The organism is Pseudomonas sp. Leaf58 (assembly GCF_003627215.1).
Taxonomy (GTDB): Bacteria; Pseudomonadota; Gammaproteobacteria; order Pseudomonadales; family Pseudomonadaceae; genus Aquipseudomonas.
Genome location: NZ_CP032678.1, coordinates 285,298 through 306,411, shown reverse-complemented (window position 1 = coordinate 306,411; position 21,114 = coordinate 285,298). Strand labels below are relative to the sequence as shown.

General features: G+C 55.4%; 17 protein-coding genes and 1 pseudogene. 12 read left to right on the top strand and 6 right to left on the bottom strand.

Going from position 1 to position 21,114, the window contains the following annotated elements:
* Window positions 1–158 precede the first annotated feature (158 nt).
* The 4 genes from DV532_RS26835 (at window position 159) to DV532_RS30525 (ending at window position 4,767) form a co-directional block, all read left to right on the top strand.
* Complete coding sequence (locus tag DV532_RS26835; protein WP_056799235.1) at window positions 159–1,733, top strand: prepilin-type N-terminal cleavage/methylation domain-containing protein; 1,575 nt, start codon at window positions 159–161, stop codon at window positions 1,731–1,733.
* Window positions 1,734–1,767: 34 nt separating this feature from the next.
* Complete coding sequence (gene pilV, locus DV532_RS26830) at window positions 1,768–3,336, top strand: shufflon system plasmid conjugative transfer pilus tip adhesin PilV (RefSeq protein WP_056799238.1); 1,569 nt, start codon at window positions 1,768–1,770, stop codon at window positions 3,334–3,336.
* Window positions 3,337–3,658: 322 nt separating this feature from the next.
* On the top strand, window positions 3,659–4,000 hold the full coding sequence (locus DV532_RS30530; RefSeq protein ID WP_056799241.1) for a hypothetical protein: 342 nt from the start codon (window positions 3,659–3,661) through the stop codon (window positions 3,998–4,000).
* Window positions 4,001–4,299: 299 nt separating this feature from the next.
* Window positions 4,300–4,767, top strand: a complete 468-nt coding sequence (locus DV532_RS30525) for a hypothetical protein (protein WP_156675947.1) — start codon at window positions 4,300–4,302, stop codon at window positions 4,765–4,767.
* Window positions 4,768–4,881: 114 nt separating this feature from the next.
* Here the strand turns inward: DV532_RS30525 and DV532_RS26815 are convergent, their stop codons facing one another.
* Window positions 4,882–5,931, bottom strand: coding sequence for a DEAD/DEAH box helicase family protein (locus DV532_RS26815; protein WP_056799254.1), 1,050 nt, complete (start codon window positions 5,929–5,931; stop codon window positions 4,882–4,884).
* A gap of 254 nt (window positions 5,932–6,185) precedes the next feature.
* On the opposite strand from DV532_RS26815, the gene DV532_RS26810 reads away from it, so the two are divergent.
* The 3 genes from DV532_RS26810 (at window position 6,186) to DV532_RS26800 (ending at window position 7,427) form a co-directional block, all read left to right on the top strand.
* Window positions 6,186–6,449 (top strand): hypothetical protein, encoded by a 264-nt coding sequence (locus DV532_RS26810; RefSeq protein WP_120715440.1) that lies wholly within the window; start codon window positions 6,186–6,188, stop codon window positions 6,447–6,449.
* Between the two features lie 58 nt (window positions 6,450–6,507).
* A complete protein-coding gene (locus DV532_RS26805; RefSeq protein WP_056799263.1) occupies window positions 6,508–6,798 on the top strand; it encodes a hypothetical protein in 291 nt (96 codons plus the stop codon).
* Window positions 6,799–6,875: 77 nt separating this feature from the next.
* Complete coding sequence (locus DV532_RS26800) at window positions 6,876–7,427, top strand: hypothetical protein (protein WP_056799265.1); 552 nt, start codon at window positions 6,876–6,878, stop codon at window positions 7,425–7,427.
* A 122-nt stretch (window positions 7,428–7,549) separates the two neighbouring features.
* Here the strand turns inward: DV532_RS26800 and DV532_RS26795 are convergent, their stop codons facing one another.
* Both DV532_RS26795 and DV532_RS26790 read right to left on the bottom strand, forming a co-directional pair.
* The gene (locus tag DV532_RS26795) at window positions 7,550–7,879 is read right to left on the bottom strand and encodes a hypothetical protein (RefSeq protein ID WP_056799268.1); all 330 of its coding nucleotides are present in this window, start codon (window positions 7,877–7,879) and stop codon (window positions 7,550–7,552) included.
* A gap of 7 nt (window positions 7,880–7,886) precedes the next feature.
* Window positions 7,887–8,330 carry a hypothetical protein gene (locus DV532_RS26790; protein WP_162948999.1) on the bottom strand — a complete coding sequence of 148 codons (444 nt, stop codon included), beginning with the start codon at window positions 8,328–8,330 and terminating at the stop codon, window positions 7,887–7,889.
* 369 nt (window positions 8,331–8,699) lie between these two features.
* Here DV532_RS26790 and DV532_RS26785 point away from each other — a divergent pair, with 369 nt between their 5' ends.
* The 4 genes and pseudogenes from DV532_RS26785 (at window position 8,700) to DV532_RS26770 (ending at window position 15,497) form a co-directional block, all read left to right on the top strand.
* Complete coding sequence (locus DV532_RS26785; protein ID WP_056799274.1) at window positions 8,700–12,767, top strand: DUF4165 domain-containing protein; 4,068 nt, start codon at window positions 8,700–8,702, stop codon at window positions 12,765–12,767.
* 206 nt (window positions 12,768–12,973) lie between these two features.
* Complete coding sequence (locus DV532_RS26780) at window positions 12,974–13,567, top strand: hypothetical protein (RefSeq protein WP_056799280.1); 594 nt, start codon at window positions 12,974–12,976, stop codon at window positions 13,565–13,567.
* 32 nt (window positions 13,568–13,599) lie between these two features.
* Window positions 13,600–14,112, top strand: a pseudogene (locus DV532_RS26775) (type II toxin-antitoxin system death-on-curing family toxin); the annotation flags it as partial.
* Window positions 14,113–14,216: 104 nt separating this feature from the next.
* A complete protein-coding gene (locus tag DV532_RS26770; protein ID WP_056799286.1) occupies window positions 14,217–15,497 on the top strand; it encodes a hypothetical protein in 1,281 nt (426 codons plus the stop codon).
* A 40-nt stretch (window positions 15,498–15,537) separates the two neighbouring features.
* Here DV532_RS26770 and DV532_RS26765 read toward each other — a convergent pair whose 3' ends face one another.
* Complete coding sequence (locus DV532_RS26765; RefSeq protein WP_056799289.1) at window positions 15,538–16,080, bottom strand: hypothetical protein; 543 nt, start codon at window positions 16,078–16,080, stop codon at window positions 15,538–15,540.
* 406 nt (window positions 16,081–16,486) lie between these two features.
* Here DV532_RS26765 and DV532_RS30520 point away from each other — a divergent pair, with 406 nt between their 5' ends.
* On the top strand, window positions 16,487–16,642 hold the full coding sequence (locus DV532_RS30520) for a hypothetical protein (RefSeq protein WP_162948998.1): 156 nt from the start codon (window positions 16,487–16,489) through the stop codon (window positions 16,640–16,642).
* Window positions 16,643–16,742: 100 nt separating this feature from the next.
* Here the strand turns inward: DV532_RS30520 and parC are convergent, their stop codons facing one another.
* Window positions 16,743–18,998, bottom strand: a complete 2,256-nt coding sequence (gene parC / locus DV532_RS26760; RefSeq protein ID WP_056799295.1) for a DNA topoisomerase IV subunit A — start codon at window positions 18,996–18,998, stop codon at window positions 16,743–16,745.
* 37 nt (window positions 18,999–19,035) lie between these two features.
* Window positions 19,036–20,934 (bottom strand): DNA topoisomerase IV subunit B, encoded by a 1,899-nt coding sequence (gene parE, locus DV532_RS26755; RefSeq protein ID WP_056799298.1) that lies wholly within the window; start codon window positions 20,932–20,934, stop codon window positions 19,036–19,038.
* Between the last annotated feature and the right edge of the window lie 180 nt (window positions 20,935–21,114).

Genomic DNA, 21,114 nt, shown 5'->3' with positions numbered 1-21,114 from the left:
CCTTGGCATCATACAATAAAGATGGCCATTCGCTAATAGTCTCAGGTGGTTGGCCAATAAATTGGTCTGACGCATTTTATGGCCCATGGGCCATCGACGACAAAATTCATTTCTGAATATTGTGGTCAGCATGCGCATTCAGAATTGGGGGTCATCTGATGAGAAAGCGTCAAGGCGGATTTACGCTGGTAGAACTGCTGCTGGTGACTGGCCTTTCCTCCCTGCTTCTTGCCCTGTCATTGAGCGCCAAAGAGGCAGATCTGGAGCAGGCACAGGCGGCACAGACCGGAGCCCTGCTGTTTCGGTACGAGAACGCCGTGCGCACCTACCTCAGTCAACAAACAGCGCCGGCCCTGGGTGTGAAAGATGGCACCGCCTGGCTTAAGAACAACACTTGCGGCGGCACGCTGGCGGTTGGCAAAGAGTATCTTCCCTGCGAATTTCCTGCAGCCACTGCTTCAGACCCGATTCGCTTCGGCAGGCTCTCCCTTAGCACCCTGGTGCAATCAACTGGCACCACACCCAACGTGAAAACCACGGCCACTACAACCACCAGCGCCTTTTCGCTGTACGACAAGGGTGTGCTCACGCGCCGATCTGACCTGGCGGGCATTAGCGCAATCACTGCAGCCTCAGCCAACAATGCCAACCGTAATGGCAGCGTATCCGAGGAAGGCACCTCGTTAGTTAATGCGGTTACACACGTCAGTTACAAGGCCGATCCCTTGAGTTCTACCATCGTGATGGTAGCAAGCGCAGCGCCTAACAACGATGTTTGGATTCGCACCGATGGCGCCAATGCTATGCGGGCTACTTTGGACTTCGATGCTGCATCGGCCAGTGCAAGAGAGATCCAGGGAGTTTCGAGAATCCAGAATATTGCAGCTGGCGTGCTGATGTTAGGGAGCCCTTCTGGTGTCGCCAGCGTTTCCGGGGCGGGCACGGTAGTGGATGCCAATGGAGAAATTATCGGCTCGGCTCGGGTGCGCAACACCCTGGCGGTAGATAATGGCGCAGCAATTACAGGGGGCGTCACAGCCTCCAACCAGATCGTGGCAAGCAACAATGTCGCTGCCCTTGGCAGTGTATCAGCAAATCAGTCCGTAACTGCCGGCAACAATGTCCAGGCTGGCGGAAACGTTACCGCAGGGGGTGCTCTGGTTTCCCAGATCTTCTACGATGCCAACAACACTGGCTATTACTTGGATCCAGCCGCTACCTCCAACCTCAACTCCATTTACACGCAGACGATCAACAACTCACTTGCGGTCGCGACAGCGGGCAGGCTGAAAACAGATGAGTTTTTCCAGCTCGGAGCCACAGTGAACGAAGGCTCCCCCTGCGCTCAAACTGGCTTAGTAGCGAGATCGTCGACAGGGGCTGTGCTCTCGTGTACTGCAGGGATTTGGTCGAGTGGTGGTATCAGCGGTCAATATGTGAATATGGGTAGCCACAGCGGTTCAGCCATTCTCGCCACGGGCGCCAAGGCTGCACTGATTCAAGTCTATGGTGGTAATGGCACCTCGTGTGATGTGTGGGATGGTATAAACCGATATCAATTGACGGCAACATTAAACGGCATGATCGTTGCGAACATTAACAATGCCAGTAATCTGTGGGGTAAAAGGGGCTACATCGCCTTCATGGCGCCTGCCAATACTCAATTCTATATAAGGAGTGAACCCTACAACTGCAACCCCGGTGTATTTTCCGTAAAAGCTTTCAACCTTTGATCCTGCGACAATAATAACAATAGGACGCAAGAGCATGAAACAGTCTCAGCGCGGGCTGACCCTTCTAGAAATACTATTAGTTGTCGCACTGCTCAGTGTTGGCATCATCATGTCGTTCAACGAGCGCCAGGCAACCTTTGAGCAAGCCCAAGCGCGCGTTGTTGGCGAGCAACTCTACCAATACAACAATGCCGTTCGCGCCAGCCTCGCTCAGAACAGTGCGGTGGCTGTCGGCACGCGAGCGGGGACTGCCTGGCTAAAGAACACAACGTGCGGTGGTACACTCGCGGTAGGTAGCGAGTTTCTCCCCTGCAGTTTCCCTGAAGCCAGCGCTGCAAATCCCATCAAGTTCGGCTCTCTGAGCTTTACCACGGTCATTACCGCTACGGGTACCGCGCCCAACCGAAAACTGACTGCAACCACCACGACCAGTGCCTTCACGCTCTATAAAGGCAATATCGCCACCATTCGTTCGGATCTTTCTGGCATGGCTGCCCTCACCGCTGCGGCAGCGCTGGGCGCCGGGTATAGCACTGGCTCAACTGGAGCCACCCCTTATGCGGCGGCTACCGATGCCAGCTATCAGTCAAATGCCCTGGATGCCAAGATCACCATGGTGGCCCGCAACGTATCCACGGGCGATATCTGGCTACGCACCGATGGCGGAAACGCCATGCATGCTAACCTGAAGTTTGATGACGCTAACGCTCTTAATCGGCAAATCACTGGGGCCTCCCGCGTACAAAACCTGGCAGGTCAGGTGCTTTATTTGGGTGCAGCTTCGGGTGTCACCCCCGTTTCTGGAGCCGGAGTGGTCGTAGACACCAACGCGGAAATCATCGGTAGTCTGCGCGTACGCAACAGCCTGGTAGTCGACAATGGTGCGACCGTTACCGGAAACGTAACAGCCACTGGCAACGTCACCGCCAACAACAATGTTTCTGCTGGCAACAATGTGACTGCAGGTCAGAACGTCACCGCTGGCGGCAACGTCACCGCTAGCAGCAATGTGACCGCAGGTAACGCTGTTCTCGCGCAGATTTTTTATGATTCCAACAACACCGCCTATTACCTCGACCCGAACAACACCTCGAACCTCGCAAACCTGCGCAGTGCCAACATTACCAACTCTGGCACCATTACCTCTGCCGGCAGGATTTCCACCAATGAATACCTTGCGCTTGGGGGCCTGGCCACAGAAGGTGCAGGATGCGCCCCATCCGGCTTGGTGGGCAGGGCCAGCGACGGAAAACTGTTGTCATGCCAGGCAGGCCAATGGGCTGCAAATGGGATCCAGGGTGACTATACACAAATGGGCACATACACGGGGAGTGCCACGCTGAGCTCGGGGTCAAAGGCTCAAATCGTTATGGTTCGTGGCGGGAATGCTCCTTCATGCGGTGGCAGTGACGGCACAAACCGCTATTACCTGACCGCTACGGTAAACGGCATGCAAGTCGCAGGAGCTATTGATAACAACAACGAATGGTACAAGACTGCCACCATTACTTTCGGGGTGCCCAGCAACACTGCCTACAGCATTACCTCTCTACCCTATGATTGTGGACTGGGTAGGTTCACAGTTTACGCCTTCAACCTGTAAGACTTCCGGTGGCTGGCCAATCCAGCCATCACTCCGCTTTAGCAGATACCGATTAGTTCCGCTCGCAATCCAGTGGCGCCAGGTGTTTCTTTGATATCTGATGGGAAAATAAGGGTAACCTCGGAGTGTCTCGGCATTTGGCCGGGCAATGTACGAAGAGCTGGTGAAGCGTTTGGAAGGATGTTACTCTGAAATCCTGTTGAAGGTTTTTACCTATATTGGTTATCTCCCATAACTGCATGAGGATTTCCCATGAAAGAAATGATCCCCTACCGCCACAACAAGGTTTCCCGTTTGTGTTCACACAAACGAGGGAACAAAAATGTCACGAACACTGCGTCAGGGAAAACCCACCCGTAACCGGCAGCACTACCAGCGCATCGGCGTGATTTACAGCGAGGCTGATGTCTCCCACTACAGCGGCATCCCGCGCTGGGTCGATGACTGGAGAAACCCCGGTAGCTACGATGACCATGTGCGACAGTCTGTGCGCAAGCACCACCGCGACAAAGGCGGACGCAGCGTACCAGGTTTCTGCCGAAGGCTGGATGTAAAGAAGCAAAGCCGTGAGCATCGCCAGGCGATCCACCAGGCATTGAGAAACGGCGACCTGGAGGTAGCGCTCAGCCGGCTGAACAAACGCAATAGCTACAACTGGTGGTAGACACCCATCCCCGCTATTCCCAGCAGATGCTGCGCACTGGCTGTGGACACCGAAAAGCCCCCTGAGGGGCTTTTTTTATTGCCACGCCTTTCCCCCTGATAGTCGGGCGATCGTCGGGCGAGCAGGCAGTATCAGCCCCTACTCACCGACGCTGGCAAAGGCGGTATTGACAATTTGGCAATTTATGGATAACTTGAACAAACGGCAAGGGATGTGTTGTCTTGCGAAACGTCAACTGACACTCATCCCATGATTGATAGCACCCTGCCCTGAAAAATTCCCGGCCTTCGGAGAACGTCATGACCCAGCCAAGAACCAAACCAGGCCTCTATGCTCGACTCTGCGCAGGCGTGGCAGTGTTTGTTGCCAAACAAGGCAAGGCGCGCCAGGCGAAAGCCTTTCAACAACGTCAGCAAGCACATGATTTTCAGCTTGCTCGCCATCAACAAGGCCTGGCGAGTAAAGTGTTCCAGCTCCCTGACGGTAAAGAGCTGGCAGGTGTGGATCTCAAGGTGCTCCAGGTGACGGAAATGACCGACGATGACGATCTTCCGGCGCATGAGTACTCTCTGATCTGTTTGCATAATCCGTCAGGTGCGTATTTTCATCTGCGCTGGCATGGTCACACAGACAATTTTCAAATTTCGGCCTGCAACAAGTTCTATGCAGAGGGTCGCATTCGCAAGGCTGCCCTTGCCATTCAGGGCATTGACTACCGGCCCGCCAGTGAGTGTTCCAGTCATGCCGAGTTAAACGCCAGCGCCTAACACTTGGGGCCGGCAGGTGATTTGCCCAGCCTATCAGCGTCGTCAAGGCAATGTGCATAGATTCCGAACACAGGCATCGCAAGGAAAAAGCTCCCGAAGGAGCTTTTGGGGGTCTTAGAGGCGCAGTAGATCTGCGCGAAGATCCCGGAACCAGATCGACTCGCCAAGGACATATCGTAACCGCGTTGTTCCATTCACCCTGATTCGCCTTTCGCTTTTTTCTTCAATCAATGCCAGAATCACCGCATTGAAGATATCTTTCACCAAAAATTCATCGTCAATGGATTGAGAGCGCCACGGCAGATGAGGATGTTCCCAATAACCCATTCCGTCTAATGGGCGCGTATAAACCTGACCAACACTCTCATGTGGAAAACTAAGATTTTCATTAGGCTTCCAATCCATTGCCAATGGAAATTGGCTATCCACCAAAAGCTTCAAGTCAACACCGGCAGGCGCCGTCTTAAAACTTGGTATCACTTGGCTCACCATCACCAACTGACGGATCGGCCTGGGCAGCGTCGCGGAGAACCAGGCCACTGTCTCTATGATCTCCCGCTCCTCTTCCGCCTGGAGGCAGTGGAGTTCATCGATCAACACCGAGCCAATCCGAACACTTTGGAATAACTCTTTGTTTTGTATCAGAAAGCTGATCAATGACTGCTTCAGGCCATGACGTGATCCACGCTCATCGGAAATCATGTTGATCAGAATGGGCTTATTTGGCAGGCGCAGCCGACCCGTGGTCTTGATTATCCCAGTTGACGAGTAGTGAACATCAAAATTATTGCTGTGATACGAAATGCTGTCCTGCTCATCAAGGTACACATGAGCGGAGCCTGACAGGCAGATAAACAAGGAGTTAGTCTGGCTGTCCGCTTGCTCAAGTTCAACAATTGTCTTCAGCGCCTCGGTCTTGCCAATCCCTGGTCGACCCAGCAATATCATAGCCCGCAGGGGTTTGGCACCTGCCGGCAACTCTGGCATGAGTTTTTTCTCGACTCCGGTGAGCTTGGCCCTGACCCGATTCCAGTCAGTTTGCCCTTGCAAGTTGGCAATGACCTCGATGGCCTGAGTTTTCTTCAGCTTGATACCGTAGCGATTCAGGTGCTCGACCAAAACCGAGGCGTGCGTTTTTACCGCAGAAACGTATTCGTTTTGCATTCGGATGCTCCAGGTGCCAGCAACTTCAGACAGGGCGCTTGCATTACCCAATCGCTGGCAGAAGACCAAATTCGATTGGAGGGTGTGAACGTCATCCTTTGCCATCCCGGTATGGGGCAAGCTGCAGGCGGAGACAGGCCGTGATTGAAAAATAGCATATTCGGAAATATTTTCAACTCGGGTTTCGCATTTATTGACAGAAATGCGCTTGGCGCATATATTGCCAAAATGACAACACGCCCAAGGAGCCTGTCATGGCCTTTGCAATCAAATCGAAAGAGCCGGTGTCGCGTATCACGTTGCTGATTGTGCTCAACCTGCTGGTGGCCGGTGCGTTTCTCTTTCTCTGTTATAGCTGCCTACACCAGTGGAACAGCATCGTTGCCACGGCCATGGAGGTCGGCGTGCAATCGCCGATCGTCGACTTCATGCTGCCCTTCTTTCGCGTAAGCCTGCTGAGCGCGGTGGTCTGCGCCTTCTGGATGCTGCTAGCGCTCGCCGGGCTGTTCTCTGTTTAACTGTCGGCAGAGCGGTGATCAGCGATGAACAATCTGACCTGCTCAAGGAGATTGAACCATGCTGAAGTTGGTCACCAGGCTGGTGCCGCCCCACGGCGATAAGTCCTGGTCATTTCAGGCCATTCACCTCAAGCCAGAGCAGCGCACCCTGCTGGTGATGGCCATGAAGGATCCTCAGGTTGAGCCTTGCAAGCCCTTCAAGCAGGGGGATTCAGGTAATTGGCTGATGATCGAATTCTGGACGCCAAACGTTGAGGCAATCAGGGTCGCAGCCAATCACCTGGCTAGTTTGCTCAGTAGTGAGCTCAAGGAAGGCGACTTCACCCGAGCTGAAGTGTTGGAAAAATAGGGCCTCATGCCGGTGATGTGAAGCCATTCAGGATTAATCTACCCCTGCCATTGCGCGCAGAATCTGGGAGTTCGACTATGTCGCAATTTCGCACTGAATGTCCAACAAGCAAGACCACCGAAAAATTCGTGCAGTTCGTGGAAGTGGGCGGCGCCGGTCAAAGAGCGTCGTTTGAGCGTGAAGTAATCTGGGTGCAGGAAAGCGAAACTGCCCTTCTCTTCATGCACGGCGGGAAAGTCGTTCGCCAGGGCCCCGTAACCAATGACTATTACGGCTACCTGACCTCCTTTACGCGTAACGAGGCCCACCGAGCCGAGCTGCTCGCCCAGGAGTATGGCGTTACCCCTGAGAGCACGCTGGAAATCCACCTGGTCACGACGATCACTCGCAGACCCTGTATTGAAACCGAGGCTGACCAGCTGGCGAATGCCGAAGCATCGGGCCAAAGACGACAATATTCGCACCTTCCGGACATCTGGCGCCAAGAGACCGTGGTGGACGGCGAACCACGCTACCCGGATCTGGAGGCCGTCACTGTGGCCACCGGTCTTGTGTGGTCGAGCAAGAACACTGCAGAGCAGAATGCAAGTTTGGCCCAGACCTTTGCCCAGCAGTGGGCAGTTCAGTAACAGGCAGGTAATTGTAGCTGGGGGACAAAGGCCCGCGTTGCGGGCCTTTTCTTGGGTCACCAGAAATGTGGGGAGCTGCAAGCTGGCATGAATTCCCGCGATGGCTCATCCGCAGGTAAGGGTTATCCGGGAAATGGAGCTGAAGGATCCAGGGCGCGTTCAACAGAGAACTGGATTGGCTCCAGGGTGGCAGCGCTTTCCGTAACCAGTTTGAGCACTTTCAAGGCAAACGCCTGAGCGCTCTCTTTGGCCACCTCCAGACTGTGGAAACCAGCCATTTTGAACGACATGAACACCAGATCATAGGTCAGGTCGGCATCGCCAACACTGACCAGTAGCATCTCCTGTCCGCCGAAAACGCAGCGCTGGAAGTTCGGGTCATCGGCGTCTGTCCAGACCCCTTGCGGAGCCCTAAGGCCCTGCGCGTACTTGGTGATGGTGATAGGTCTCATGACTGCCTCATATGGGGTTGTTGATTTGCGCTATGGCCGCCTGCTTGGGACGGGTTCTGCGCAGCTTGCGATAGGTCGGGATTTTCCTTCTCCCCTGATTTCGACTGTTAGCCGGGGTGGCCGGGAGAAACAGGGCATCATAAAGACTTTTTCCGGCAGCCAGCCTTCGCCGCACTGTACACAGAGAAACGTCAATGTAGTCACTCCAGGCCACGAACAGTTCGCGCACGGATCCCTGCACTCCACATAGGGTGTACTGAGGATATTTTTTGGCGTTGGCGGCCAGGGCTTTCTCGATATTGCGCTGCAGATAGAGCGGGAATTGCCCCTTGATAGACTGGTAGTGCAGGCGATGCCCAGCTCCACACGAAGGCTTGGGCCACGGGATGTCATCCATGCCTTCGGTGAGGTGCGCGAGCTTAACGGGTGTGATTCCCAGGGTTTGGCACACCCGCTGACGACTCCAGCCCAAGGAGGCCCTGTCACGCACAAATGTCTCGAACTCCCCCGGCGTCATCTGCAATACTCTCTAGTCAAAATTGCAGTCAATATAGGTCAATCACATCTGGATTTCCAGTGTGGATTGGTACCACAGAAATCTCGTTGGCTGTTCTTCAGGCCCCACGATTGAAAGATGGGCAAGCTCAATTCGGGTGTAGAGCTAAACCCCAATGGACTTTGGAATGGATCCATGAAAAACTCAATATGTAGCTAAAGGCTAAAAGATGCATGTAATTTGACGCGACGATCCGATGCGATCCGCTGTCGGGAAATTCAGGTTGGCCTTACCCAAAGAGGGTAGAGCGCGAAGGGGGTTCTGATGAGTGTAGGTGATAGGATGAAGAGGACGTGCAGAAAATGTGCCTGGGGAGTATTGGGCATTATTTTGGGGCTACCACTGCTGTCAGTCGACAATGCCTATGCCGACCTGGTCAGGTACAGCTACACCACCGGCACGGGCGAGCAGGTCGCAACCGAGCCTGGAGTCGGATTTATCAATCCAGCGTCCACGGTGTCTTTCATGGTCAGCGGCGGGATTGACCGTAAACTTCGCGTAACCGTCACCCCCAATGGTTCTTCGGCACCCACTTTTATCAAGGAAAGCACTAGGGTCTTGGGGGCCAACGACGTCATCACCTACAACGGCAAGAGCTACTACGGCGAAGAATTTCTGAGCCCAAAGCTGGCGGATGGGAAGTACTCGGTTCGCACAGATATCTTGTCGAGCACGGGCGCTATTGTCCAGAGCGACAACAACAGCCTGGTGATCGATACAAAAGGCCCGGTGGCCGGCACCTTCGCGCCACGACCGTATACCTGGGGCACCCCTGTTCTGACTGGAGATGTGTGGAAGCTTGGGCTGGCGGCTGCCGATGCTGCAACCTACTCAACCTTTGTTTTGAGTGGCTTTTCTGACACTTCTGGGATCAGCAATGTCACGGCGAGGGTATATCGGGCGACAGGCGAGCTCTACAAGGCGCAAAACGTGCTGTTTTCCGAAGACACTAAAACAGCGTCGATTCAGTACCGTACAAATTTCTTTCCCAACTCCGACCTTGATGAGGTGTTTGGCGTTGATTTTGTCATCACAGACAAGGCCGGCAACGTCACTGCGACCAACCGGCAGAAGGTCATGTTTGACAACATTGGCAACGCGCCGACCGAGCCATTCGCCGTCTATGATCCTGATAACACCGCTACCCTTGCACCAGGGCTGAAAGGCTTCGTGCCTTATGTGCCAGGCTATGCGGTGAAAACCAACCCGATTCGGCTGGCCTGGAAGATTCCGAAAACCAACTGGAACGACTACCGTCTGGGTGGGTTGAGGTTTCAAAACAGCTTCGGCGAAAACACGGTTGTTGGCACAGATGACACTTTCGTTTACTTGGTAGGATCGTTACCGTTTCGGGCCGAAGACACCAACTACATACGCTTTTTTAATTATGGCGAATGGGGCTCTCAAGGCACCATTCGGTATGACCTGGTGCTTCACCCCAATGCCCCGAAAACGCCTGTGATAAAATTGGTGGAATACTATTTCAGTGACAAAGGCTGGATGAATTATTCTGGAAGAATCGTGAGGCCCGAGGAGCTTCCGATCAAAGTTACCAAGGTCAGATACACTGTCGAAGCTCGTCCGTTCGCCCAGGTGGCGACCCATCTGGGCACCTGCACCATCCCTGCGGGGCAGACCCAGTGCGAAATCGCCATTGACACTACACTGGCCAAAGGCACTACGGGCTACATGCATAACCAGGCGGTACTGAAAAGTGCTGACGGGGCTTTGAGTGCTTCTGGGCAGTGGGCAAACGTCTGGTGGAACGATCTGTATTACCCCGTTCTGAGTTACACCTACAATGCCGCCGAAATGATCCTGACACTCAAGGTGCAACAGCCGCATCAAGGGGACTACAACAACTACCTTGCACATAAAACAGCGTGGATCGAGAACAAATCTGGTGCCCAACTCCCCGTTACCAAAAAACTGACCTCATCCAATGGCGGGAATTTCGAGTATGAGTTTGACCTGAAAACCCTCCCGGAGGGCACCCAGGAGATCGTAGGCGCTGCCAGTGAAAACCTGGGCGCAGTCTCCAGAATTCCATTGTTCACCGTTGAGAGCGACCGCAAAAGCCCAGTCATTGCTGTCAGCAAAGGTGCCAGCGAAACCATCGACACCCTGGACAAAATCAGCTTCACGGTTACCGATGACAAGGATCCCGCGCCGAAGATTGTGTCGGTGAATTTGACAGGTGGGCCCGCCAATGAGTCGATCGCCCTGTCGTACCGAAAAATCAACGCGACCACCTACGGCCTTGAATACCCTATCCTCTTCCCATCATTGGCAGCTGGGGAAACCTACACGCTGACAGTCACCGCGCAGGACGCCCAGAAAAACACAGGTACCGGAGCAACGACGTTCTTGTATGGCCCGCCGATGGCAGGTATCATCGATCATGACAAAGGCCTGATCAACATTCCTGCGGTACCCACGGAATTCAAACGAAAAGATGGCTCTGTGCTGATCAACAGTCAGCAGCTGAAGCTTGCTGATGGCACGCCCGTATCTGGAGTCTATGATCTGCTCGCCACCGTGCGCTCGGATGCGGTCACCCCCCTGCGCATTTCGGGTTTCACCGTGAACCCTGGGTCAACGGTGATGCTGGGTCAGCTGAATTTCACCAGCACCGGTGGTAAGATATCCATCCCTGTAGTGCCTGTCACACCGGGCGCGGTCGGGAGCAATAGCCTGATCATCTCCACCTCGGCCCCCAACTCCCCCGTGGTGTACGCAAACATCACGACCTGGCTTCCCACAGTGTCACTGGCCGTCAACGATGACAAACCCGTGCAGGCAATGACCACTGTCAGTGCCACGCTTGAACAAGCAGCCGGCAATACTTGCCAAGTGACGACCTCCCCCGAAGTGGCCAAGTCCGCTGACCCGATCCTGGCGCCAGTCTGCCTGCTGGAATGGACAAGCATCCCACGTGGGCTCAAGCAGACGGATGTGGCAGGCACGCTTCATCCCATGACGCATTTGACCGGTCGAGCCCTGGATGTCGGTCGGCAAAAAATCGGCTATTCCCTCTCCCTCTACAACAAAGGCACGGAGAAGGTGCTGCTGACCAGTAGCGAGCAGTTCCTGGATGTCCAGTCGACCGTCGCCTCGGCCACCTTCTCCCAGTCACTGCAAGGCAAGCCCGTCACGCGGGCGATCGACCTGGTTTCGGTGACAATGTCTCAGCTGACAGGCCCGAGGTGCAGAATTACGGGGGATGAGGCCATTGCCAGGGAGGCAGGTGTGGCGGGCACGTCACTCACATGCTTGATCCAATTAACCGCCGTACCAGAGGGCCTCAAAACCAAATCCCTTGATCCCTTGGAACTGACCGGAAAACTGCCTCGCGCTGGCGAACAGTCAATTCGCTGGACGGCCAGTGTGTTCGATGCCTCGGGCACCAAGCTAACCCTTGAACAAGGCCAATCGACCATTCAGGTGATTAATCCAGATGTGACAACGTCGCTGGAGTTCAAGATCAATGAGGGCTCCCAGGCGACTGTCACGCCAGCGGACAGCCATCCAGATGCCTGGCAGAGCAAAACCTATTCCGTGCTCTCAGACCCTGAGCATGGCAGTGTCGTGCCGACCGCATCGGGTTTCACCTACACCCCTGCTGAAGGCTATGTCGGCAGCGACGGGTTCACCTACAAGGTGCTCGATGCCTCGGGCATGGCTGTAGAGGGTGCTGCGCACGTGTTGGTCGAGAAATACAACTACGCCCCCACCTTTACCTCCGTGGTGATTCAGGGGCGTGAGGGGAAGCTGAGCGACCCAGTTGTCCCAACCGTGCAGGATCGCAATCTCTGGGACAGTCACAGCTATGCTGTCACTCAAGCACCGCAGAACGGCATAATCGTGGTGCTGGGTGACCGGTTGGCTTACGCGCCAGCCCCAGGCTTCTATGGCGACGACAGCTTCAAATTCACCGCCACTGACGAGGCTGGCTTGGCCATTGAAGGCAACGGGGTGGTCAAGGTCGATCAGTACAATCTCCCGCCCCTCAGCATCTCGCCGGATGAGGTCAAGGCGTATGTCGGCATCGGTGGTGCAGCAACCTTGACCGTCACTGATCCTAACCGCTGGGACTCGCATGTGTTCGAGGTAATCCGCCAGCCCGGTCACGGGGTGGTCACCCTGGAGGGGGCGCGGATGAGGTTCCAGACAACAGGTGCTAGCGATACATCAGTGCTCATTCGAGCCATTGACCAGAACGGCCTGTATGTTGATCAGAATATTGACCTCAAGCTGATTCCTATGCCGCGTGGCAACAACAGGATTCGCATGGGGGCGCCCATCAGCCAAGTGCTAGCCAGCCCCGAATGATTGTCTGCTGATGCCAACAGGCCCTACCCTAGGGCCTTTTTTATTTTGAAGGGGCTGACCTTTACGTCCCCCTCTCCCGCCATCAACCTATAACCTTTCGCGGCATCGCTCAACCAACTGCCCCTTGGCCAATTTATTGATAAAGGCTTGACCTTCACCATTTCGTTGCCATAATGGCAATCAATAACTGGCCAGGAGCGACCATCATGATCAAAGTGGTGAAGGATGATTTTCCATCGTACATGCCAGGCGAACCCTGTGCCCTGTGCACCAAGCCCACCAACTTCTGGTACGAGCCGCATGATGTCGCCGTATGCCCAGAATGCGCGAAAACCGCATCGGTCGCCGATGTGCCGAGCAAACGCGACTGGCTGATTGCCAATGGGGATTCCCTGCCGGTGGGCTGGAAGTGCGCAGCCGACAAACGCCGTCGCAAAAGTAAAACTCCTGCGCCGCCCACGGTAAAAGAAGAGTCTCCGGCGCGGGCCGCCATTTATGCCGCCAGCGAGGGGCTCGATCGCATGGCCGACAACCTCCTCAAAAAAGCGCTGGAAATCCGTGAAATTGCCAAGATCGAACGCTGGAAAGGCGCACCTGGCTGGGCCAACGTGTTGATCGGGCCATTGCCGGGATCCAGCATTGACCCAGGCGACTACCGCTGGGGGCAGCTGATCGAGCCAACCTCGACCGTTTTCTTTGCTCCGGGTCAATCAGGCACTTTTCTGAAATTGGTCGACGGTGAGTGTATGGGTTATGGCATTATTGAGTTCAGCCCCACCTTCACTCCAGAAAATGGTTAGGAGTAACCGCAATGTCCCTGCCCAGCGGTCTTTTGATTCGCCAGTATGAAGACACCTTTACCTGGCTGCAGCGCTATGACGACGACCGCTTCCCAGACGTCGAAGGGCAATCTGCAGGTGAGCTTCCACCGCTTGACCAGGCTCAATTGCAACTGGATGAGCTCAAGCGATTTCTGATGGAAAAGGGCGAGGCCTCGGAACTGTTTGCCCGTGACCGGGGGCAGGAGTTGGCCGCCCTCCTGGGCAACCTTGAACAGTCGGTATTTGGCTCGCCCGCCTATCCCACAGTCGAAAGCAAAGCCGCCCACCTGCTGTATTTTGTCGTCAAAAACCACCCGTTTTCGGATGGCAACAAGCGCTCGGCGGCATTTTTGTTCGTGGCATTCCTGGACTTCAATGGGCGCCTCACTCCTGAGACCGGTGGTGAAGCCTTGATCAGCCCCATGGCCTTGACCTCGCTCACGCTGATGGTCGCCCAGTCCAGCCCGGAGCAGAAGGACACGATCATCGCGTTGATCGTGGCCATGCTCAGCGCCAGCGGATGATGCGTCAATAGACAAGCCAGTGGCTTGGCGCCACCTTCTTGGGTTGTTCAACTCCCGGCAACTCAGTATGTATACTGAAGGTCAAGACTTCAGGAAATTCCGACATGACCTCGCTTTTGACTGGCTTTGCTGGCTTGCAGCTGAACAATCGCATGAATAGCGACGGGGCACGACCGTATGACGAATGCCCTGAACTCATTTCGGGCGAGGTGCAGCGCAGTTGCCAGTCGGCCTTCAGGCAGCACATGCTCAACAACACAGGTATCGATGATCTTCTGGACGCGGTTGCGTCGACACCCAAGTCGGAGCGGGACGATCGCGAAGCCGTTGACATCTTCATTGCAAACGTCGCTTTTGCACTGAGCGCGCCATGTGGTGATTATGATGATTTGCTGGAGTACATTCTTGAAAAATTCGCAGAGTTAGACGCGTTGCTGATACGAGATTGTTACGACACAATCCGTTGGATCTTGGATCGCAATCCAATCAACCCCTACCTTGCATTCAAAAATACATCAGTTGAAAACTGGTTGGATCTCAATGAGGCATTCTCAGTTCAGGACACGCTTCTCCAGCTTGCCGTAATTTTTGATGATGCTCCCATGGTGGAAAAAATATCCAAGTCGGTTTTCTCTCGTGATTTTAGAAAAAGTCTTTGTGCGGCCTTGGCAAAGACTGTGTTTGACCCCCTATCCAGTGTTCGCAGCTGGGCTGAAATGACCACGCCATCAATGATGGAGGTCGAATGCCGAATCTCTCGTCAGGCTAAAGCGTTAGAGACCACCTCATTCCCCCTGGCTTCCGTTGGGTTGGATATTTCAGGGCATCAACTTTACAAAAGCGCTCCTGAAATAGGGACTCAATGTGGGTTCTACGAAGGCCTTTACAACATGGACTCACTTGCAATTCGCTCAAAAGACCATGGTCTAAGGTATATTCCTGGCTATTATGAGCTACTAACCCGCTATCCAGAAGTGATTGAAGATTGTCTGGCGGCGGCCATGAGTGACAATCCTTTCATGGTGCAGGTGCTTATCGAAGATCTGCATAAAGCTGGCATCCCAGGGCATCAGATCCTTTACAAGCACATCGAGCGTCGCTCTCCAGGCGAGTACTTGGACAAGATCTCCAGCGCAACCACGTTGACTCAGGAATATGTCGGAGATTTGCTATCTTTGTCAGGCAACCAAGTTAGAGCAGTCAAGGCCCACGGTATGGCAATAGACTCATTGCTTGTATTTGTTGATCCGCAGTACGTAGACCAGTGTGCCAAAACCGACACCCAGCTTCGAGCGGCTTACGCCTTTACAGGCGAAAAGCGGTACCTTGAGCGGATGTCAGAGGGGGCCGCAGGTGATCAGCTGGGCACAGACCTAGGCCTCTAGTGTTTTGTAGCCATCTCCTTGCCTGGTGGGCTTTATGGCTCTAGGGCTCCATAACTGAACCTGTGTCACGAACACCTTGATCTTTTGAAGGTTCCAAGCCTCGATCCAATGCTGCTTCTTGCAAGGCTTCGATTTCCTCCGGGGTTTTGATAAAGTCGATCAAGCTGCGCGCCTGGCCTGACTCTACCGCTTTCTTGAACGCTTCAGTGGCATCAAGATAGTTCTGCAGGTCTTCGGGCTCCAACACGTGGTAAGCGGCCCAGCCCTCGCCTTCTGAGACACCCTTTTCATAGGCGATTCGCTCAGCAACTGAGTCCAGGGTCACTTTTGTAGACTTGCCGCTGCGGCTAGGGCCTTTGCCAAAGCTTATCCTGGCAGTGACGGAGTCGGCTTCCACTTCACGCACCACACATTCTTCGTAGCCACAGCTGTCGTCCAATCCCCGCAGAAATACCCCGCCTTCGACCTCCGTCTCGAACTCATACAGCACAAGATCGTTCAGCACGTCGTCATCTTTCAGCCCCTCCTCAAAAAAGGCACTCACAGACGATGTCGAGTAAATCACGCCAACAGAGATAGTCATTTCAGCCTCAGGGTGACCATGCAATTTATCTCATTATGCAGTATGCGCATTCGCGATATATATACATAAAGTTGCAGAGCTTCATGTAATTTCGGGCAGATTTAATGCCCGTCTCGATTAGTCGGTCAACATCACCCCCAGGGCCCTCTGTGCAGACCCGATCGTCACGCGCCATGGGGCTTTCGCCAGCCGGCGAACAACCATTCGCACTCGATTCTCCACGTCAACGGTGGCATAATCTGCGCCGCTTTTATTGCTCTACACCGTCGACTGCTGGAAGCACCATGAGATTTCTAGACGCCCTGGTCTGTGTATGCTTGGCCATGGAAATTCACAAAACCGACAAAGCAGTTCGTACCAGGCAAGGCGCTGTGCAAAGAAGGTGTCGCCCAAAGACAGGGTCTACATGATGCACATCATCAACAGTCCTCGACCTGTGCTGCATGTCCAGGCCTTCCTCATCACCCTGCCGGATCACATCCTGAACATGGGGGCAGAGAAACCAGGCGGGACGCTGGTGCCCTTCAAGAAATCTGCCCTAGATGTCGCTGGCAAACACTGATCTTGCGGCCAGTGCCGTCCAACTCAGCTACTGTTTCCCATGCTGAGTGGTTACCCCATAAAAAAGGCGCCCGCAGGCGCCCTCTTCAGATCCTTCAAGCTCAGCTGGCGCTGACCTCGACCTGATCCACCTTCTGGTAGCCCTTGGGCAACAGGCTGCCGCGCTTGCCCCGACTGGACTTGTAACCTTCCAGATCAGAAGGCTTGAGGGTCATGGTGCGCTTGCCAGCGGTAATCAGCAGGCTGTCACCCTCACTCAGGGTCACCAGTTGGGTCATCATTTCTTCCCGCGAGGCTACACGGTCGCCAGGCACGCTGATGATCTTGTTGCCTTTGCCTTTGGGCAGCTGTGGCAGTTCGCTGGCCTGGAATATGAGCAGACGCCCTTCGCTGGTGACTGCAGCGACCCAGTCCTGGTCACGATCCTTGAGCAGGATCGGCGCGATGACTTTGCTGTTGTCCGGTAAGGTCAACAAGGTCTTGCCGTTCTTGTTCTTGGACTGAAGGTCTTCGCCTTTGACCACAAAGCCATAGCCAGCATCGGAGGCGAGCAGGTAGTAGGCTTGATCGTCTGGCAGCGTCACGCATTCAAACGTCGCCCCCTGCTGGATGCTGAGCTTGCCCGAAAGCGGCTCGCCCTGGGTTCGGGCTGAAGGCATCTGGTTGACCGGGAGGGAGAAGCTGCGACCCGTCGAGTCAATGAACACTGCAGACTGGTTGCTCCGGCCATTGGCGGCCATCTTGAACGTATCGCCGGCTTTGTACGACATCCCGGCGCCATCGACATCATGGCCTTTGGCGCTGCGCACCCAGCCTTTATCCGACAGCACCACCGTCACCGGCTCAGAAGGCATCAACTCAGTTTCGGACAGTGCCTTGGCTTCAGCGCGCTCCACGATCGGCGAACGGCGCTCATCGCCATAGGTGTCGGCATCAGCAATGATCTCCGAGCGCACCAGCCCCTTGAGCTCCACTTCATTTTCCAGGTAAAGCTTGAGGCTCTCGCGCTCCTGCAGCAACTGATCTTGCTCGCCACGGATCTTCATCTCTTCCAGGCGTGCCAATTGGCGCAGGCGGGTTTCCAGAATGTAGGTGGCTTGGGCTTCGGTGAGCTCGAAGCGTGCCATCAGGGCCGTACGCGGCTCGTCCTCGGTGCGAATGATGTGAATCACCTCATCCATGTTGAGGAATGCGATGAGCAAACCTTCCAACAGGTGCAGGCGGGCCTCGACCTTGTCCAAGCGGAATTGCAGGCGGCGGCGCACCGTGGTGATGCGGAACTGCAGCCACTCGCTGAGCAACGTGGAGAGCCCCTTGACCGCAGGGCGTCCATCCAGGCCAATCACGTTGAAGTTGGCGCGGTAGCTGGATTCAAGTTCAGTGGTAGCAAACAGGTGATCCATCAACGCTTCAGTGTCGACCCGGTTGGAGCGCGGAACGATGACCATGCGGCAAGCGTTTTCATGGTCGGATTCATCACGCAGATCCGCAACCATCGGGAGCTTTTTCGCCTGCATTTGTACCGCGATAGTTTCCAGCACCTTGGCGCCCGACACTTGGTGCGGCAGCGCGGTGATGACAATATCGCCGTCTTCAACGCTATACACCGCACGCATTTTCACCGAACCACGACCTGTTTCATACATCTTGAGGATGTCACCAGGCGAGCTGATGATTTCAGCTTCGGTCGGGTAATCCGGGCCCTTGATGTGTTCCATCAATTGCGCGGTGGTCGTCGCTGGATCATCCAGCAGTCGAATGCAAGCAGCGGCCACTTCGCGCAGGTTGTGCGGCGGGAAGTCGGTGGCCATGCCCACAGCAATGCCCGTGGTGCCGTTGAGCAGCAGGTTGGGCAAGCGCGCTGGCAGCGTGGCAGGTTCCTTGAGGGTGCCGTCGAAGTTAGGCACCCAGTCAACGGTGCCCTGGCCCAGCTCGGTCAGCAGCGTTTCGGAGTAGCGGGAAAGCCGCGCCTCGGTGTATCGCATGGCTGCAAAGGATTTCGGGTCATCAGGGGCGCCCCAGTTCCCCTGGCCATCGACCAGGGTGTAGCGGTAGGAAAACGGCTGGGCCATGAGCACCATCGCCTCGTAGCACGCCGAGTCGCCATGGGGGTGGAATTTACCCAGTACGTCACCCACGGTACGCGCTGACTTCTTGTGCTTGCTGTCGGCATCAAGGCCCAGCTCACTCATCGCATAGGTGATCCGGCGCTGCACAGGCTTCAGGCCGTCGCCAATGTGCGGCAACGCCCGATCCATGATGACGTACATGGAGTAGTTGAGGTAGGCCGTCTCGGTGAAATCAGCCATCGAGCGTTCTTCAACGCCCTCCAGGCTCAGGTTGATCGCATCGTTCATGATGGAATACTCATTCAAAATTCGGTTAACAGCCTACTCAGACTTCGACATCTGCGAGGTTGCCCTTGTCTTCCAGCCAGCTCTTGCGATCAGAGGCACGCTTTTTCGCCAGCAGCATATCCATGATCTCGTTGGTCACGGCGTGGTCATCGATCGAGAGCTTCACCAGGCGGCGGGTGTTCGGATCCATGGTGGTTTCACGCAGCTGGGGCGGGTTCATCTCACCAAGGCCCTTGAAGCGTGTGACCTGCGGAGTGCCACGCTTTTTCGCAGCGGCCAGGCGATCGATGATGGCGTCGCGCTCGGCTTCGTCCAGGGCGTAGAATTTCTCTTTGCCCAGGTCAATGCGGTACAGCGGCGGCATCGCGACGAAGATGTGGCCGGCAGCCACGAGCGGACGGAAATGCTGGACGAACAGTGCGCAGAGCAAGGTGGCGATGTGCAAGCCGTCCGAGTCGGCGTCGGCCAGGATACAGATCTTGCCATAGCGCAGCTCGCTCAGATCCGACGAGCCTGGGTCAATGCCAATGGCCACGGCGATGTTGTTCACTTCCTGGCTGGCCAGGACTTCGCCGCTTTCGACTTCCCAGGTGTTGAGGATCTTGCCACGCAAAGGCAGGATGGCCTGATACTCCTTGTCGCGGGCTTGCTTGGCACTGCCGCCTGCAGAGTCGCCTTCGACGAGGAACAGTTCGCCACGCATCGGGTCGGTACCCGAGCAATCCGCGAGCTTGCCGGGCAGTGCCGGGCCCTGGGTGATCTTCTTGCGCTCGACCTTCTTGCTGCTCTTGAGGCGGCGGTGGGCGGCGCTGATCGCCATTTCCGCCAGCGCCTGGCCCTTGTCAGGGTGTTCGTTGAGCCACAGGCTGAAGGCATCTTTTACCACGGCGCTGACATAAGGCGAGGCTTCGCGGGAAGAGAGGCGCTCTTTGGTCTGGCCGGAGAACTGGGCATCCTGCATCTTCAGCGACAGCACGTAGGTGATGCCGCCCCAGATATCCTCAGGAGCCAGCTTGACGTTGCGTGGCAGCAGGTTGCGGAACTCGCAGAACTCGCGCATGGCATCGAGCAGGCCTTGGCGCAGGCCGTTGACGTGGGTACCGCCCTGGGCGGTCGGGATCAGGTTGACGTAGCTCTCCTGCAGCGCTTCGCCGCCCTCTACCAGCCAGGTCAGGGCCCACTCCAGCTCAACCTTGTCGCCACGCAGCTTGCCGGTGAAGGGGTCTTCCGGCACGGTTTCACTGTCAGCGCAGGCCTCAGACAGGTACGAGCGCAGGCCATCTTCGTAGTGCCATTCGAGCTTCTCGCCTGCGATTTTGTCTTCAAAGGTGATGTTCAGGCCTGGGCAAAGCACGGCTTTGGCTTTAAGAACGTGCTTGAGACGGCTGGCGGAAAATTTGGGTGAGTCGAAATACTTCGGGTCTGGCCAGAAGTGAACCGAGGTGCCAGTGTTCTTCTTACCCACCGACTCAATGCGCTCCAACTCGGTGAGCTTGTAGCCGTCAGCAAAGCTGATGCTGTGCAGACCACCATCGCGCTTGATATTGACGACCACATTGGCCGACAGGGCGTTCACCACCGAGATGCCAACACCGTGCAAGCCGCCCGAGAACTCGTAGTTCTTGTTCGAGAACTTGCCGCCTGCGTGCAGCTTGGTCAGGATGAGCTCAACACCGGACATCTTTTCGGTGGGGTGGATGTCAATGGGCATGCCGCGCCCGTTGTCTGTCACTTCCAGCGAGTTGTCTTCATGCAAGATCACTTCAATGCTTGTGGCATGCCCAGCCATTGCTTCGTCGACGCTGTTGTCGATCACTTCCTGGGCCAAGTGGTTCGGGCGTGTGGTGTCGGTGTACATGCCTGGGCGTTTGCGAACCGGATCCAGCCCGGAGAGCACCTCGATGGCATCAGCGTTGTATGTATTGGGCAGCGTCATGAATGATCTCTTGACAAGTGACTGGGAACAAAAGGCCAAACGGACTGAGGCATCGAGCTAGCGCTTTCGCATTTCAGCTGCGGAGTAAACCTCATTTTTCCAGATTTGGCAATATATTGGCGAGTTCTCTCGCATGTATCCGATGCTAACTTCCTAATTTCAAACGGTATGGTGCACGAC

Coding starts and splice junctions, on each gene's coding strand:
- DV532_RS26835 (WP_056799235.1), top strand. CDS start 159: ATGAGAAAGCGTCAAGGCGGATTTACGCTGGTAGAACTGCTGCTGGTG.
- DV532_RS26770 (WP_056799286.1), top strand. CDS start 14,217: ATGACCTCGCTTTTGACTGGCTTTGCTGGCTTGCAGCTGAACAATCGC.
- parC (WP_056799295.1), bottom strand. CDS start 18,998: ATGAACGATGCGATCAACCTGAGCCTGGAGGGCGTTGAAGAACGCTCG.
- DV532_RS26795 (WP_056799268.1), bottom strand. CDS start 7,879: ATGAGACCTATCACCATCACCAAGTACGCGCAGGGCCTTAGGGCTCCG.
- DV532_RS30530 (WP_056799241.1), top strand. CDS start 3,659: ATGTCACGAACACTGCGTCAGGGAAAACCCACCCGTAACCGGCAGCAC.
- DV532_RS30525 (WP_156675947.1), top strand. CDS start 4,300: ATGACCCAGCCAAGAACCAAACCAGGCCTCTATGCTCGACTCTGCGCA.
- parE (WP_056799298.1), bottom strand. CDS start 20,934: ATGACGCTGCCCAATACATACAACGCTGATGCCATCGAGGTGCTCTCC.
- DV532_RS26780 (WP_056799280.1), top strand. CDS start 12,974: ATGATCAAAGTGGTGAAGGATGATTTTCCATCGTACATGCCAGGCGAA.
- DV532_RS26800 (WP_056799265.1), top strand. CDS start 6,876: ATGTCGCAATTTCGCACTGAATGTCCAACAAGCAAGACCACCGAAAAA.
- DV532_RS26815 (WP_056799254.1), bottom strand. CDS start 5,931: ATGCAAAACGAATACGTTTCTGCGGTAAAAACGCACGCCTCGGTTTTG.
- DV532_RS26810 (WP_120715440.1), top strand. CDS start 6,186: ATGGCCTTTGCAATCAAATCGAAAGAGCCGGTGTCGCGTATCACGTTG.
- DV532_RS26785 (WP_056799274.1), top strand. CDS start 8,700: ATGAGTGTAGGTGATAGGATGAAGAGGACGTGCAGAAAATGTGCCTGG.
- DV532_RS30520 (WP_162948998.1), top strand. CDS start 16,487: ATGATGCACATCATCAACAGTCCTCGACCTGTGCTGCATGTCCAGGCC.
- pilV (WP_056799238.1), top strand. CDS start 1,768: ATGAAACAGTCTCAGCGCGGGCTGACCCTTCTAGAAATACTATTAGTT.
- DV532_RS26805 (WP_056799263.1), top strand. CDS start 6,508: ATGCTGAAGTTGGTCACCAGGCTGGTGCCGCCCCACGGCGATAAGTCC.
- DV532_RS26765 (WP_056799289.1), bottom strand. CDS start 16,080: ATGACTATCTCTGTTGGCGTGATTTACTCGACATCGTCTGTGAGTGCC.